The following is a 14,348-nucleotide window of genomic DNA, read 5'->3' as shown; positions in this document are numbered from 1 at the left end:
AAAGAGAAATAGAAAATGGGGTACACAATTGTCAAAACGGGTAAAAGTCTGACTGAAAGTGTTTACCTTTCGCTACGTGACGACATACTGACTTATCGCCTGAAGCCCGCAACCAAGTTGAACATTGCATCCATAGCCAAAGACCGGGGTGTCAGCCTCAGCGCGGTGCGTGAAGCGCTGGCCCGCCTGAGCTCAGACGGATTCGTCGTCACTGAACCGCAACGGGGCTTTCGCGTGGCGTCAGTGTCGCTTGCCGACCTGCTCGATCTCACCGAGCGTCGAGTCGCGATTGAAGGGCAGTGCCTGCTACGGTCGATCCAGAACGGCGACCTGGCCTGGGAAGGGCGTGTGCTGGCCAGTCTGCACGAACTGAGTCGCACCCGTGTGTACCTTGAAAATGAGTTCAATCCGGCATGGATCAATACACACGTACGTTTCCACGCCACCCTCGTCGAGGCATGCGACAGCCCCTGGCTGATGCGTATCCGCGAGCTTCTGTTCATCCACTCGGAACGCTACCGTGTGTTGTCTATACATCTTGACCGCCCCCACCTGGATTCCGAACACCATGACATCGCGGAAGCCGCGATCAAGCGAGACACGGAGCGTGCGGTTGCGCTACTGACGGATCACGTGAAACTGACGGCCCAGATCATTATGGAGAACGAAGCGGCCGAGCACGCTTCGCCCTTTCTCGCCCCTCCGTCACAAAGCGCGTAGCTGCGTGGGCAGCTTGCCACCGACTCTGGTGATCAGCCGCCTATCGGATGTATGCCGCCATTCATGGTCAACAACGCGCCAGTAACATAGCTGGCGCGAGCAGAGGCAAGGTACAACGCTGCATCCGCCACTTCCTCGGGCCTGGCCAGACGGCCCAGCGGAATGCTTTGCTCGCGTGACTTAAGCACTTCATCCGTCGACTTGCCGGTAAGTTCGGATTCGGCCTCCAGGGCACCCTGAACGCGGCCTGTGAGCGTGGCACCCGGATTGATCGCATTGATGCGCAGACCCTTGCTGCCCCAGGCGTTGGCCAGGCCGGCCGATGCGAGCATGAGGGCGGCATTGGCCGAACCGCCCGGCAAATGAAAGGCGCTGGCCATCTTGCCGCCCGCGCCGATAATATTGACGATGGCCCCGTTTCCACGCGGCACCATTTTCCGGATGACGGCATCCATGGCGTTGATATACGGGAAGTATTTGGCGTCCATGGCATCGCGCCAGGCTTGCGCAGTTAATGATGCCGGCGCATAGCGTTTGGCCGCTCCGGCAGAATTGACCAGCACGGCAATCGGCCCAACCTGCGCTTCCACGGAATCAACCAGTTCCTGTGCTGCCGGCGCATCGCTCAGATTCGCTGCATAAGTGTGGACCTGATGGCCTGCCTGCTCGAGTTCGGCTCTGGCAGCAGCAAGATTGTCGTTACTGCGCGAAGCAATGACTACTTTTGCCCCCTCTCGGGCAAAAACATGGGCGCATGCCAGACCAATGCCTTTGCTGCCACCGGTTATCAGTACAACCTTACCGCCAAGTTCCAGATCCATGCCTGTGTGCCCTTTTTTGCTTTTGGATTGCCGCTGCGTGCAGAAACTTAGCCCTGCACGGTCATGAGTTCCACACCGCCCATATAAGGCCGCAAGGCTTCGGGAACAACTATGCTGCCATCGGCCTGCTGATGATTTTCCAGCACGGCGACCAGAGCGCGACCAACGGCCAGCCCCGAACCGTTGAGGGTATGCAGGTATTCCGGCTTGCCTTTTTCAGGACGATAGCGTGCCTGCATGCGGCGGGCCTGGAAGGCTTCGCAGTTGGACACCGAGGAAATTTCGCGCCAGGTGTTTTGAGCAGGCAGCCAGACTTCCAGGTCGTAGGTTTTGGCTGCGCCAAAACCCATATCGCCGCCACACAGCAAGACCACGCGATAGGCAACGCCCAGTTGCTGCAGCACGGCTTCGGCGTGGCCGACCATTTCTTCCAATGCATCGTAGGAGTGATCCGGATGAACAATCTGCACCATCTCGACCTTGTCGAACTGGTGCTGACGTATCATGCCGCGCGTATCACGCCCGCCGCTGCCTGCCTCGGAGCGAAAGCATGGTGTATGCGCCGTCATTTTCAAAGGCAATTCGTCGTGGGCAACGATCGTGTCCCGCACGGAACCGGCCAGTGTGATTTCCGAGGTGGAAATCAGATAAAGGTCTTCCTGGGCGGCGTCATCGTCCTGTTCTGCCGCAGACTCGTCGTCTTGACCGCCCTTGGTGACCCAGAACATGTCGTCCTTGAACTTGGGAAGCTGACCGGTACCAAACAGCGTCGAACTATTGACGATATACGGGGTGTAGCATTCCTGGTAGCCGTGTTTGGTGGTTTGCAGATCGAGCATGAACTGCGCCAGCGCGCGGTGCAGGCGTGCAATGGGGCCACGCAACATCATGAATCGCGCACCCGACAATTTACGCGCGGTGTCAAAATCCAGCCCCAGCGGCTCGCCCAGCGTTACGTGATCTTTGGCCTCGAAGGCCAGAGGCTGCGGGTTGCCATCGGCATCGGTTGCGACGCCGGGCGGGATCCAGCGACGCACTTCAATGTTGTCGTCGCTGTCTTTACCGGCCGGTACGCTTGCATGCGGCAGATTGGGGATGGTCATGAGCCAGCCGTTCAGCTCGCCCTGCACCTGGGCAAGGTCATTTTCCAGTTCTTTCAGGCGGGCCGGTATCTGCTGGGACTCGGCCATTTCCGCGCTGGCGTCTTCACCCCTGGATTTCAGTTGGCCGATTGCCTTGGACACGGCATTGCGGCGCGCCTGCAAGGCCTCGGTTTCAACCTGTACCGATTTGCGCCGGGCCTCGAGCTGATTGAACCGCTCGGCATCGAAAGTGATACCGCGTACCTCGAGTGCCTTGACGACAGCAGGCAGATCTTTACGTAACTGATTGGGATCTAGCATAAATAACCAAAAAATAGGAATTGAACAGGCTATCAGCCTTTGCGGTGTTGCTTGTCGAGCTCTCGCAGGAAAGCAAGCTTCTCGGAGATTTTACCCTCTAGTCCACGATCGCTGGGCTGGTAAAAGCGGGCTTTCAGGCCATCGGGAAAATATTGCTCGCCCGCCGCGTAACCATGTGGTTCGTCATGCGCATAACGGTATGCGCGCCCGTGGCCCAGCTCTTTCATGAGCTTGGTCGGCGCATTGCGCAAATGGATGGGTACGGGCGCACTGCCATGCTCTTCTGCAAAACGCCGGGCTTGTTTGTACGCGTTGTAGACCGCATTGGATTTGGCGGCGCACGACAGGTAGACCACTGCCTGGGCCAGTGCCAGCTCGCCTTCCGGCGAACCCAGTCGCTCGTAGATATCGGCGCCATTCAAGGCAAGTTCCGTGGCCCGTGGATCGGCCAGACCTATGTCCTCGATGGCCATGCGCACGATGCGACGCGACAGATACCTGGGATCGGCACCGCCATCGAGCATGCGAGCAAACCAGTACAGCGCCGCATCGGGATCCGAGCCACGAACCGCCTTGTGCAAAGCGCTGATCTGGTCATAAAAGGCATCGCCGCCCTTGTCGAAACGACGCAAATCCTGTGACAGCGACGTTTCCAGCCATTCACTGTCGACCAGCGTACGCCCTGCTCCGCGCGCCGATTCGGCCACGACTTCGATGGCATTGATCACCCTGCGGGCATCGCCGTCTGCCCAACGGACAAGCTTCTCGCAGGCGGCCGGATCAAAGTCCAGCGGCTCGTCATCCTGATTCAGGATAACTATGGCTCGCTCTATCAGTTGCAGCAGCTCTTCCAGCGTCAAGGACTGCAGCACATACACGCGCGCGCGCGACAACAAGGCCGAATTGACTTCAAACGACGGGTTTTCAGTGGTGGCGCCAATAAAGGTAAACAGGCCGCTTTCGACGTAAGGCAGAAAAGCATCCTGCTGCGCCTTGTTGAAGCGGTGTACCTCATCGACAAACAGTATGGTGCGCCGCCCCTGCCCTTGCGCAAGCTGGGCCGACACAACGGCCTCGCGTATATCCTTGACACCGCCGAGCACCGCTGAAATTGCCAGGAACTGCGCATCGAAACCGTCGGCCATCAGGCGGGCAAGCGTAGTCTTGCCCACGCCCGGCGGCCCCCAGAAAATCATGGAATGCGGTCGCCCTGAGTCGAAGGCCACCTTCAAAGGCTTGCCTGGCCCCAGCAAATGAGTCTGCCCCACCACGTCAGCCAGCGTTCTGGGCCGCATGCGCTCGGCCAGTGGCGCATGCTCGTGCGTGGCAGATGTGTTGGAAAACAGATCGGATGTTGCCATCAAGACCTACTGCATTTTCACGACATCAACGTCGGCCGGCGGCGTGAAGGTGAATTCGTCGGCAGGCAGATCGGGATTGGAAACTATATTGCTTAAATCTATGCGCGTGATCTGGCCGAAGGAATCCAGCAACTCAAGCCGGGCCGGCATGGCATTCTTGAAGCCGATATCAACATGGGTGAAGCCGGCAGAGCCTGCCCTGGGCAAGGCACGCAACCAATCATAGCCGTCTTTGGACGGCAGACTGGAAACAGTGAAGGTTTCTTCCAGCGAGCCTGAACCAAACAGTATGGCGGCGGGAGACGCACCTATGGACTGATCGACACCGCGCTCGGTGACCTGGGCAAGGTCGGGATCATATTGATAGACCTGTTTGCCATCTGAAATGATCAATTGTTCGTAGGGTTTTTTGACTGCCCATTTAAACTGCCCTGGCCGCTTGAATGAGAACTGCCCTGACTGGGCCGGCCTGCCCTGCTGATCCAGCCGCTGCTGGGTGAACTCGCCGGTAGCTGCCTTAACGGTAGAAATGAAATGCTCGAGTTGTTCGGGTGCCTGCGAGGCCCAGGCCACCACAGGGCCTAGCGCCAGCAGCAGCGTTGCCGCCAATTGCTTGAAACCGGATTTAATCTTCATTTGAACTACCCCCCGCAGGCGCCAGGATCTCACGATTGCCATTCGATTGCATGGCGGACACCAGCCCTGCTTGTTCCATTTGTTCCAACAGACGCGCCGCACGGTTGTAGCCGATACGCAGATGGCGCTGTACCGACGAAATGGACGCGCGTCGATTCTTTAGAATAACTTCGACCGCCTGATCGTACAACGGATCGGACTCGGCATCGGCGAAGCCCGTGACACTGCCCACTCCGTCGCCGGTTTCACCCTCCAGAGCACCTTCCAGCAAACCATCGACATAGTTGGGTTCGCCTTGCTCCTTCAGCGACTCGACCACACGGTGGACCTCGTCGTCGTGCACAAAAGCGCCATGCACACGAACCGGCAGACCCGTACCTGGCGGCATATACAACATGTCACCCTGACCCAGCAGGGTTTCAGCACCCATCTGGTCAAGTATCGTGCGTGAGTCAATTTTCGATGAGACCTGGAACGCAATACGCGTGGGGATATTGGCCTTGATCAGGCCGGTGATCACATCGACACTGGGGCGTTGAGTGGCCAGGATCAGGTGTATGCCGGCGGCGCGGGCCTTTTGTGCCAGACGTGCGATCAGCTCTTCGATTTTCTTGCCTACCACCATCATCAGGTCGGCAAGTTCGTCGATGACCACCACTATCATGGGCAATGGCGCCAAAGGTTCGGGCGCATCAGGTGTAAGCGAAAAGGGATTGGGTATGGGCTCTTCGCGCCTGATGGCCTCGCGTATCTTGTTGTTATAGCCAGCCAGATTGCGCACCCCCATTTTGCTCATGAGGCGATAACGCTTTTCCATTTCGCCAACACACCAGTTCAGGGCGTTGGCGGCGTGACGCATGTCGGTGACCACCGGCGCAAGCAGATGCGGTATGCCTTCATAGACGCTCATTTCCAGCATCTTGGGGTCGATGAGGATAAGGCGGACCTGGCTGGCATCGGCCTTGTACAGCAGCGACAGGATCATGGCATTGATACCCACGGACTTGCCCGACCCCGTGGTACCGGCCACCAGCAAGTGCGGCATCTTGGCCAGATCGGCGACTACCGGATTGCCCGCAATATCCTTGCCCAGCGCCATGGTCAGCACGGAACTGCTGGCATGATAGGTTTGCGAACCGATAATTTCCGACAGCTTGACCATCTGACGCTTGGGATTGGGCAATTCCAGACCCATCAGATTCTTGCCTGGTATGGTTTCAACCACACGTATGCTGACCAGACTGAGCGCACGGGCCAGGTCTTTGGCCAGATTCACGATCTGGCTACCCTTCACGCCTGTGGCGGGCTCGATCTCGTAACGGGTGATCACAGGGCCGGCCTGTGCCGCCACTACGACCACATTCACGCCAAAATCCGACAGCTTTTTCTCGATCAGGCGCGAGGTATATTCAATGGTTTCCGGTGAAACCGTTTCGGGATTGTCGATTGGCATGTCAAGCAGGCTGACTGCGGGCAGATCAGCTGAGCCAGACTCCAGCGGGGCAGCAAACAGCGTTTTCTGCTTCTCTTTTTCTACCCTTACCGATTTGGGCACGGTAGTAATGGCCGGTTCAATGCGCACCGGTTGCTCGTGCACCAGCTTTTCCTGCTTGGCTACCACGGTCTCGTCGCGCTCGGCCTTCTTGGCCTGGCCAACCTTGCGGTCATCGCGGGCGGCTTTCAGGTCGATAAGCCGCTTTAAGGTTTTTTCGATGGCCAGCCCGACCCGCTCGGACACGTGCAACCAGGAGAACCCGAAGAACAGGCTCGCGCCTACCGCAACAAAAACGAGCAGCAAAAGGGTGCAACCTGTTTTGCCCATGGCCATGGCCATGCCGCCGGCCAGCAATTGACCTAATTGGCCTCCGGCGCCTGCCGGCAGGTGCTCGCCCAGCTGTTTCATTTGCAGCGCTTCGGTACCCATGACTCCGATGAACAGCAGGAAGAACCCTATGGCGACCTCCCAGTGCAACCGGGGCAAGGGATCTTCCTTGCTGGGCAGAAGGATGTGCGTCAGTCGGTAGAAGCCCAAAACCACGCGCTGGGCCAACAACACCACCCAGAGCCAGGCGGAGTATCCGAACAGAAACAGCAGGAAATCAGAAATGTATGCCCCCAGCGTACCGCCGCGATTCAGCGTAGTCGTGGCGTGCACCGAATGCGACCAGGCAGGATCTGCCGGGCTCCAGGTGGCAAGCACCAGACCCAGCCATGCAGCCAGGGCGGCGAACACTATCCAGCGTGCCTCACGGAACAAACCCGACAGTCGTGACTGCAAGGGAGAAGGCCCGTTACGCACGTTGCGCGAAGAGCGAGGGGATGTTGCAGGTAATCTAGCCATGGACTCATTATAATTGGCTGTTCACTATTTTCGGATTTTCTGTAATGACGACTCCAAAACACGCCAAAGTACTGATTCTGGGTTCCGGCCCGGCGGGATACAGCGCCGCCGTCTATGCGGCCCGTGCCAACCTGAACCCTGTGCTGGTGACCGGGCTGGAACAAGGTGGTCAATTAATGACCACGACCGACGTAGACAACTGGCCGGCAGACGCCGACGGCGTCCAGGGGCCCGACCTGATGCAGCGGTTCCAGGCGCATGCCGAGCGTTTCAATACAGAAATGATCTTCGACCATATCGCCAGCGTAGACTTGTCCAGGCGCCCTTTCACCCTGACCGGCGACACGGGCGCTCAGTACACTTGCGATGCGCTTATTATTGCCACAGGCGCATCGGCACAGTACCTGGGCTTGCCTTCCGAGCAGGATTTCATGGGAAAAGGTGTTTCAGGCTGTGCCACATGCGACGGTTTCTTCTATAAGAATCAAGACGTTATTGTGGTTGGCGGCGGCAACACAGCAGTCGAGGAAGCCCTGTATCTGTCCAATATCTGCCGTACCGTCACCCTGGTTCATCGCCGCGACAAGTTTCGCTCCGAGCCCATCCTGACCGACAAACTGATGGACAAGGTGGCCAATGGCAACATGAAGCTCAAGCTCTTTTACGAGCTTGAAGAAGTACTGGGCGACCAGTCGGGTGTAACCGGTGCCCGTTTGCGCAACAATCAAACGAACACCACTGAAGACCTGCCCGTCACGGGCGTGTTCATCGCGATCGGCCACAAGCCCAACACTGCTATCTTCGAAGGCCAGCTCACCATGGAAAACGGCTACATCGTGACCAAAAGCGGTCTGAACGGCCTGGCTACCATGACATCAGTACCCGGCGTATTCGCAGCAGGCGATGTACAGGATCACGTATACCGTCAGGCCATCACCAGCGCCGGCACCGGCTGCATGGCTGCCCTCGACGCACAGCGCTGGCTGGAGAATGCCGGCGAATAAGCCCGGGCGCCCGGGCCGGCAAGCCCACGGCTTGGCCGACCTGAAGCGCCTGAGCAAAGAAGCCGGCAAAAAAGCAACCAAAGAAGCTGCCGCCAAACGGGCAGCAGCGGCCGCTGCTGCCTCGCCATCACACAGCGCAGCCAAAGCCGAAGCCCCCGTACTTAGCGGCGAAGACATCCAGCTCTTTCGACGCACCATGAAAACGGTCACGCCCATCAAGGATAGTCACCGTCTCGCACTGGCCCTGCCTCCTGTTGCCGGACGTGATTTGTTGCGCCAGCGGCGCGAGCATGCCGCAGGCAACGCTCCGGTCCCCCTGCCCCAAGCATCAGATCACTACAGCCCGGCCAGGATGGACGCAGACGATTCCTTTTATCTGGCCCGGGGATACGGCCCAGACCTGATCAAAGGCCTGAAACGCGGAAAGTGGTCGATAGGTGCCAGCCTGGATTTGCATGGCAGCACACTGGAACAGGCCCGTGCGCGGCTGGACAGGTTCCTGCAAACCTGCATCAGCCATCAGATAAAGTGCGTGCGCGTCGTACATGGCAAAGGCTATGGTTCCAAAGATGGCGAGCCCGTTCTGCGTCAGACCACCAGGCGATGGCTGAGCCAGATAGACGCTGTAATGGCCTATGCCGAATGCAGTGAACAGGACGGCGGAGCAGGCGCCGTTCAGGTTCTTCTGCAACTGCCCTCTGGAAATCACGACGAATCGTGATTATTATGGGCGAACCTGGAAATGACAAAAGCCGACGATTTTGTCGTCGGCTTTTGTGCGTTTTTATTTTTTATGGGACCTGCTACTTTTTTATTACCGATTTATCGGCTTTGCCCATGCAGGGCTTGTCTCCTCACCTGCATGAACGGAATTGTGCACCATAATCACTCATATAACACTTAGGGAATGCACTAGGTTCAGGCTGTTTTAACCCATTAAAGCTGTTTCAACCCATTGAAAATTTGATGCACATCACTCGCGATCAGTACGAAGCCATCTTTTTGGGCAACCTGCCATTGCTCGACGTACGTGCGCCAGTCGAATTCAATAAAGGTGCCTTCCCGGGCGCTTGCAACCTGCCCCTGATGAATGATGAAGAGCGGCATCTGGTCGGCATTCGCTTTAAGCAAAAGGGCCAGCAGGCAGCAATCGCACTGGGGCAGCAGCTCGTGTCGGGTAGCGTCAAGGCTGATCGCATTGCCGCCTGGGAAGCTTTTATCCGCAAACACCCCGAAGGCTATATGTATTGCTTTCGCGGCGGCCTGCGTTCTCAAACAGTCCAGCAATGGCTGAAGGACGAAGCCGGCCTGCACTACCCGCTAGTCCCGGGCGGCTACAAGGCGATGCGCACTTTCCTGATCGAAACACGCATGGCGGCCGTGGCAGACTCCCGCTTTATCGTGCTCGGCGGCCTGACCGGCTGCGGCAAGACCGACCTGCTTGGACAGCTGGATAATGCCGTCGATCTGGAAGGCCACGCCCACCATCGCGGTTCAAGCTTCGGCAAGCATCCCACTCCTCAGCCCACACAGATCAACTTCGAGAACACACTGGCCATTGATTTCCTGAAGAAGCGGGATCTGGGTTATGAGACTTTCATCCTGGAAGATGAAGGCCGCATGATAGGCCACTGCGCCCTGCCTCTGGAACTGCGGCAAACCATGTCACAGTCGCCAATGGTATGGCTGCACGACAGCCTGGCCAACCGCGCCGCACGCATTCTGCAGGACTATGTGGTCGACCTGTGCGCCGAATTCATTGCCGTAGATGGGCATGAGCAGGGCAGCGCCCGCTTTGCCGCTCAGCTGCGACAGAGCCTGAAAAATATCGCCAGGCGCCTGGGCATGGAGCGGTACCAGCGCCTGGCCGCCATCATGGACCAGGCGCTGGACCAGCAAAAGCGCAATGGCTGCGTACAGGCCCATGTGGGCTGGATTGAAGCCCTGCTTTCCGAATACTACGATCCCATGTACGAGCACCAGCGCAAAAGCAGCAGGGAACGAACGATATTCAGCGGCGATCAGCGGGCGGTGCTGGAGTACCTTGGCACTTGTGCCGGGCCACAATCAGGGTTCGGCGCGTCGCATCACGCGCTCAGTTGAGCTTAATTCTGCGTGCGTTGTGCGGGAAGATCTATTTTCAGAAGCCGCTCTTTGGAGCCCGCCAGAAAATCTCCGGTGGAAGACCGGGCGCTGTATACGTCTTTTAGCCCAACATACAAGCGGCGTTCAGCAACATCCAGGGCCATTTCGTTGGGCAAGCCGCCCACATTGAACGTACGTTTTACTTCATACGACTGCCCATCAATGACGCTGATCGTGCCAACACGGAAGTTGCTGACATAGGCCTCGTTCAGCTCAGGGTTGTAAGTCACGCTGATACTTCCGATTCCAGTTTGTACGAAACCCAATTGTTTGCCGCTTTCCAGGTCAAACACGTAAACGCCATCGTCGTCGCCCTCGGAACGGAAGATATTCTGCGCCGCGAAAATACGGCCATGCGTGTTATCGACGGCAAGACTCAGGATATTCCCCGGCTTGGGATCGGCGCCTTCCAGCTTCAGCGATCGGCTTATGCTGCGCGTGGCCGGATCGATGACATTGACGTAGGTGCCCGATGTATAGATGAGATTCTTTTCTTCATCGTAGATCAGCCCGTATCCCGTGCCGGGAAAAGCGCCTTCTACTTCGCCCTGCAGCGTCAGCGAATCCGCATTCACGACCAGCAGCTTATAGTCACGCTCACCTTCTTCACCGGATTGGCGCGTGGCACTGTAGCCAACGAACAATTCATTGGTGGCCGGCACGAACACCATATGCCGCAGACTCTCAAAGCCTTTGAAAGTCGACGGCTGCCTGGTCAGGCGCTCACTGGTGGCTTCAAGCTTGCCCGTGGCGATATCGATGCGACTGATGCGGATGGCATTGTTCTTTCCGTGCGTTACAAACAACTTGTCATGGGCTCGGTCCTGGGCAAGCGCAAAAGCCTGTTGCGGTACCGGCAGGCGCCAGCGCTTTTCCAGCGTGTCGGCATCGAAGGCATACACAGCACCCAGGTCATCCTTGGCCCGGACACGATTGATCACTGCCGTCATGACCAGGTCATGATCATGGTTGTACTGCACTTCATACAGGCCTTCCTGGGCATCGTCCAGATAGTTGACCCGCAAGGCGTAATCAGCCGGTTTGTCTTTCGGCGCGGTGGCGTGCACAGGCGACTGCACCAGGGCCAGCGCCATCAAAGCGGTGTAAAGCGCCGGGCGGCATATCTGCCTTGCGCGCTGAAGTACATCAGGAAAAAGTTGAAGCATGATGAGAGGAATCCGGTAATTGATTAGAAGCGCATCTGCAGGTTGGCAAACACGGTGCGGCCGCGCTCGGCATATTGAAAATCCGGTGACTTGTCTTCAAGGTTCACGTCACCGATGTTGTCCAGGCCTATGCGCAGTGTCACCTGCTTGCCGAAGTCCTTGGCCAGGCTGGCATTCCACAGGATGTAATCAGGCAGATCTCCCGACGCGGTATATTGCTTGCCGGTGTATTCAAGCCCAACGCGCGCGGACCACCCTGCCGGGCCAAACCAATCCAGAGCGGACGCCGCGGACAGTTTCGGACGATACTCGAGCTGCTCCCCGGTATCCTGATCCTCGGTCTTGAGCAGCGTCAGGCTGGTGCTCCAGGCGAAGGACGGTGAAATATCCCACACCGCACCGGCTTCGAGCCCCATGATGCGGGCGCGATCAACGTTCTGGTATTGGTATACGCTGCGCTGGCCGGCAGGACTGATCTTGGTACTGGCGATCAGGTCACGCACCTTGCTGTAGAAAACCGTGCCGGTCAATGCCACATCGCCGACTTGCCAGTCGGCGCCCAGCTCGAATGAATCCAGCGATTCGGGACGCAAATCGGGGTTGCCCAGAACATCATAGCTGGAACCCTCGTAACGGTAATTTGGCGAAATCTGCTTGAGTGTCGGTGCCTTGAATGCGTGGCCGTAGCCCCCTTTGACGACCAGATCATCGGACGCTTCCCAGACCAGGTAGGCTCGCGGGCTGATCTCGTTGCCGAAGATCTCGTGATCGTCATAGCGAGCACCCACCGTAAACGTCAGGCCGTGACCGAGCTCGATCTCATCCTGCAGAAACAATGCGTTATGGCGTGCTGAGTCGTCGCCACCCGCCAGTTCGGCGTGCGTAAGTTCTTCACGACGCAACTCACCGCCACCGGTCAGGCGATGGCGCCCGAACGTCGTGCTGGCGTAGCCGTCGACCACTTCTTCCTTCATGTTCTGCGGTTCGGATGGCGACTGGCCGTTGGTCCGATAGTTGGTGATATCGATTTCGCTGCGATAGGCCCGCATTTGGCCATTCCATTTTTCAAAATCACCGTTCCAGGCGACGCTGCCCTGATCGCGACGGATGTCATAGTGATTCTCATAGTATTTGCCACGAGAGGATGCATCGAAAAAGCGGCGCTCCAGCCCACCTGTGTAGTCCAGATCCAGGGTCTGATTGGCGGTCAGGTCTATCGTCGCACCTATGCTTCCCATATTGATCTTGCTGCCCTCGATCCCGGAAACAGCCGGATCGCTTTCAGAAGCAATGGACTGGTTATAGGCCGTTTGACCGGTCAGACGCAGCGTCAGCTTCTCGCCTACCGGACCGCCCAGATAAACGGCTGCATTCGTTTGATCACCGCCCGCACTGTTGGCCAGGGTGGCACCGCCCAGGCTCAGCTCGCCTTCCCACTTGTCCGTGGGCCTGCGAGTGATCACATTGACCACGCCCCCCAGCGCCTCGGAACCGTACAGCGTGGACATCGGCCCCCGGATAATCTCGATCCGTTCGATCGACGACATCGGCGTCCAGTTGTACTGATAGTCGGAGTGGCCGACGATATCGTCACTGGCCGCGATGCGTCGTCCATTGACCATGGTCAGAACATGACGGCCGTCCATCCCGCGCAAAGTAATCGTCTTGCGCCCGGCCGTACCCTGCCCCGTCATCGTGACCCCCGGCTGTCCGCGCACGGCTTCCAGAACGTTGTTGGCATTACGGATCTCAAGTTCTTCGCGCGGCACGATGGTGACCGATGCCGGTGCCGTGCGGGTCTGATGCGGCGACATGGTTGCTGTCACGGTAATGGTGTCCAGCTCTGTTGCGGCAGAGTGCGGATCGGCCTGGGCCACACCTGCCAGCATCAGCAAGGCGGCTGCCGGAATGGCTTTCAGCGAATAGGACGACCCGACAGCGGCATGGCTACGGCTTGCGCGAGAAAAGGAATGGGGGGCTGACAACTGCTGCTCCGTGCGTGACTCCAGCATAGATACTGGAGAAGTTTAAGAAAGCTCGCAGTATACATCATAATGATATTCGTTCTTATTATTATTTATGGGTTGCCAACTTACCGCCCTTCCGGGCGATCTGCCCGGGTGAAATTCCCTCGAAAGCGAGCCAGCGCCGAACGAGTTCTACGCCGGCTTGCGCGCCAGCATTGTGGCAAACCGCAGCCGCGCCCCGTTATGCATGGTGCCGACGTCTTCGTTGTACTTGACCAGTTCCCAACCCTGGTAGGCTGCACTCAGTAGGCCTGGCTGAAAGGTAAAGGGAAAATTCATGGGGCAAGGATAGTCGGGGCTATCCATGGCGCAAACGATCAGGTTATAGCCCCCCGCCCGGGTGCGCTGCTGCATGTCGGCCAGCACGGCATCGACCCTTGACGGGTGAATGAACATGAGCGTGACCGTGCATGCAATGAAATCGTAGTCGGCATCCAGGTTTGCGTGACTGATGTCATAAACCTGGGGCGCAACGGTAGCGATACCTTCCTGGCTGACGATGGATTGCAGCTGCCCGAGCGCAGCCGGGTTGACGTCGACAGCGGTAACGTCAAAACCACGCTGAGCAAGATAGAGCGCATTGCGCCCGTTGGAGCATCCCATATCCAGGGCTTTGCCTGGGCTAACCACTTCACAGGCGGCAACCACTTCGCTGTGCGCCGGGTTCAATCCATATTTTTGATTCAAATCTGCAGACACTTGTATTCCTTGCGTTAAGTCTTTG

Annotated in this window: 12 protein-coding genes; 4 read left to right on the top strand and 8 right to left on the bottom strand. The window is 57.9% G+C overall.

Features of this window, described 5'->3' with window-relative positions:
* Positions 1–15 precede the first annotated feature (15 nt).
* Positions 16–720 carry a GntR family transcriptional regulator gene (locus LKR43_RS01610; RefSeq protein WP_227682094.1) on the top strand — a complete coding sequence of 235 codons (705 nt, stop codon included), beginning with the start codon at positions 16–18 and terminating at the stop codon, positions 718–720.
* A gap of 32 nt (positions 721–752) precedes the next feature.
* Here the strand turns inward: LKR43_RS01610 and LKR43_RS01605 are convergent, their stop codons facing one another.
* The 5 genes from LKR43_RS01605 to LKR43_RS01585 are packed head-to-tail and all read right to left on the bottom strand — an operon-like array spanning position 753 to position 7,282.
* Positions 753–1,541, bottom strand: coding sequence for an SDR family NAD(P)-dependent oxidoreductase (locus LKR43_RS01605; RefSeq protein WP_227682093.1), 789 nt, complete (start codon positions 1,539–1,541; stop codon positions 753–755).
* Positions 1,542–1,588: 47 nt separating this feature from the next.
* Entirely contained in the window at positions 1,589–2,944 is a 1,356-nt protein-coding gene (gene serS / locus LKR43_RS01600) for a serine--tRNA ligase (RefSeq protein ID WP_227682092.1), read from the bottom strand.
* Between the two features lie 32 nt (positions 2,945–2,976).
* A complete protein-coding gene (locus LKR43_RS01595; RefSeq protein ID WP_227682091.1) occupies positions 2,977–4,305 on the bottom strand; it encodes a replication-associated recombination protein A in 1,329 nt (442 codons plus the stop codon).
* Positions 4,306–4,311: 6 nt separating this feature from the next.
* Positions 4,312–4,941, bottom strand: a complete 630-nt coding sequence (gene lolA / locus LKR43_RS01590; protein ID WP_227682090.1) for an outer membrane lipoprotein chaperone LolA — start codon at positions 4,939–4,941, stop codon at positions 4,312–4,314.
* Complete coding sequence (locus LKR43_RS01585; protein ID WP_227682089.1) at positions 4,931–7,282, bottom strand: DNA translocase FtsK; 2,352 nt, start codon at positions 7,280–7,282, stop codon at positions 4,931–4,933. The genes lolA and LKR43_RS01585 overlap by 11 nt, the downstream gene beginning before the upstream one ends.
* 44 nt (positions 7,283–7,326) lie before the next feature.
* Here LKR43_RS01585 and trxB point away from each other — a divergent pair, with 44 nt between their 5' ends.
* The 3 genes from trxB (at position 7,327) to mnmH (ending at position 10,389) form a co-directional block, all read left to right on the top strand.
* On the top strand, positions 7,327–8,286 hold the full coding sequence (gene trxB / locus LKR43_RS01580) for a thioredoxin-disulfide reductase (protein WP_227682088.1): 960 nt from the start codon (positions 7,327–7,329) through the stop codon (positions 8,284–8,286).
* Positions 8,273–9,007, top strand: coding sequence for a Smr/MutS family protein (locus LKR43_RS01575; RefSeq protein ID WP_227682087.1), 735 nt, complete (start codon positions 8,273–8,275; stop codon positions 9,005–9,007). The genes trxB and LKR43_RS01575 overlap by 14 nt, the downstream gene beginning before the upstream one ends.
* 245 nt (positions 9,008–9,252) lie before the next feature.
* Positions 9,253–10,389 (top strand): tRNA 2-selenouridine(34) synthase MnmH, encoded by a 1,137-nt coding sequence (mnmH, locus tag LKR43_RS01570; protein ID WP_370632045.1) that lies wholly within the window; start codon positions 9,253–9,255, stop codon positions 10,387–10,389.
* Positions 10,390–10,391: 2 nt separating this feature from the next.
* Here the strand turns inward: mnmH and LKR43_RS01565 are convergent, their stop codons facing one another.
* The 3 genes from LKR43_RS01565 to tehB form a co-directional block, all read right to left on the bottom strand.
* Positions 10,392–11,597 carry a YncE family protein gene (locus tag LKR43_RS01565; protein ID WP_227682085.1) on the bottom strand — a complete coding sequence of 402 codons (1,206 nt, stop codon included), beginning with the start codon at positions 11,595–11,597 and terminating at the stop codon, positions 10,392–10,394.
* A gap of 23 nt (positions 11,598–11,620) precedes the next feature.
* Entirely contained in the window at positions 11,621–13,609 is a 1,989-nt protein-coding gene (locus tag LKR43_RS01560) for a TonB-dependent siderophore receptor (protein ID WP_227682084.1), read from the bottom strand.
* Positions 13,610–13,756: 147 nt separating this feature from the next.
* On the bottom strand, positions 13,757–14,323 hold the full coding sequence (gene tehB / locus LKR43_RS01555; RefSeq protein WP_227682083.1) for a tellurite resistance methyltransferase TehB: 567 nt from the start codon (positions 14,321–14,323) through the stop codon (positions 13,757–13,759).
* Between the last annotated feature and the right edge of the window lie 25 nt (positions 14,324–14,348).

The organism is Pusillimonas sp. MFBS29 (assembly GCF_020687695.1).
Classification (GTDB): domain Bacteria; phylum Pseudomonadota; class Gammaproteobacteria; order Burkholderiales; family Burkholderiaceae_B; genus Pusillimonas_C.
This window is presented reverse-complemented; position numbering and strand designations above follow the sequence as displayed.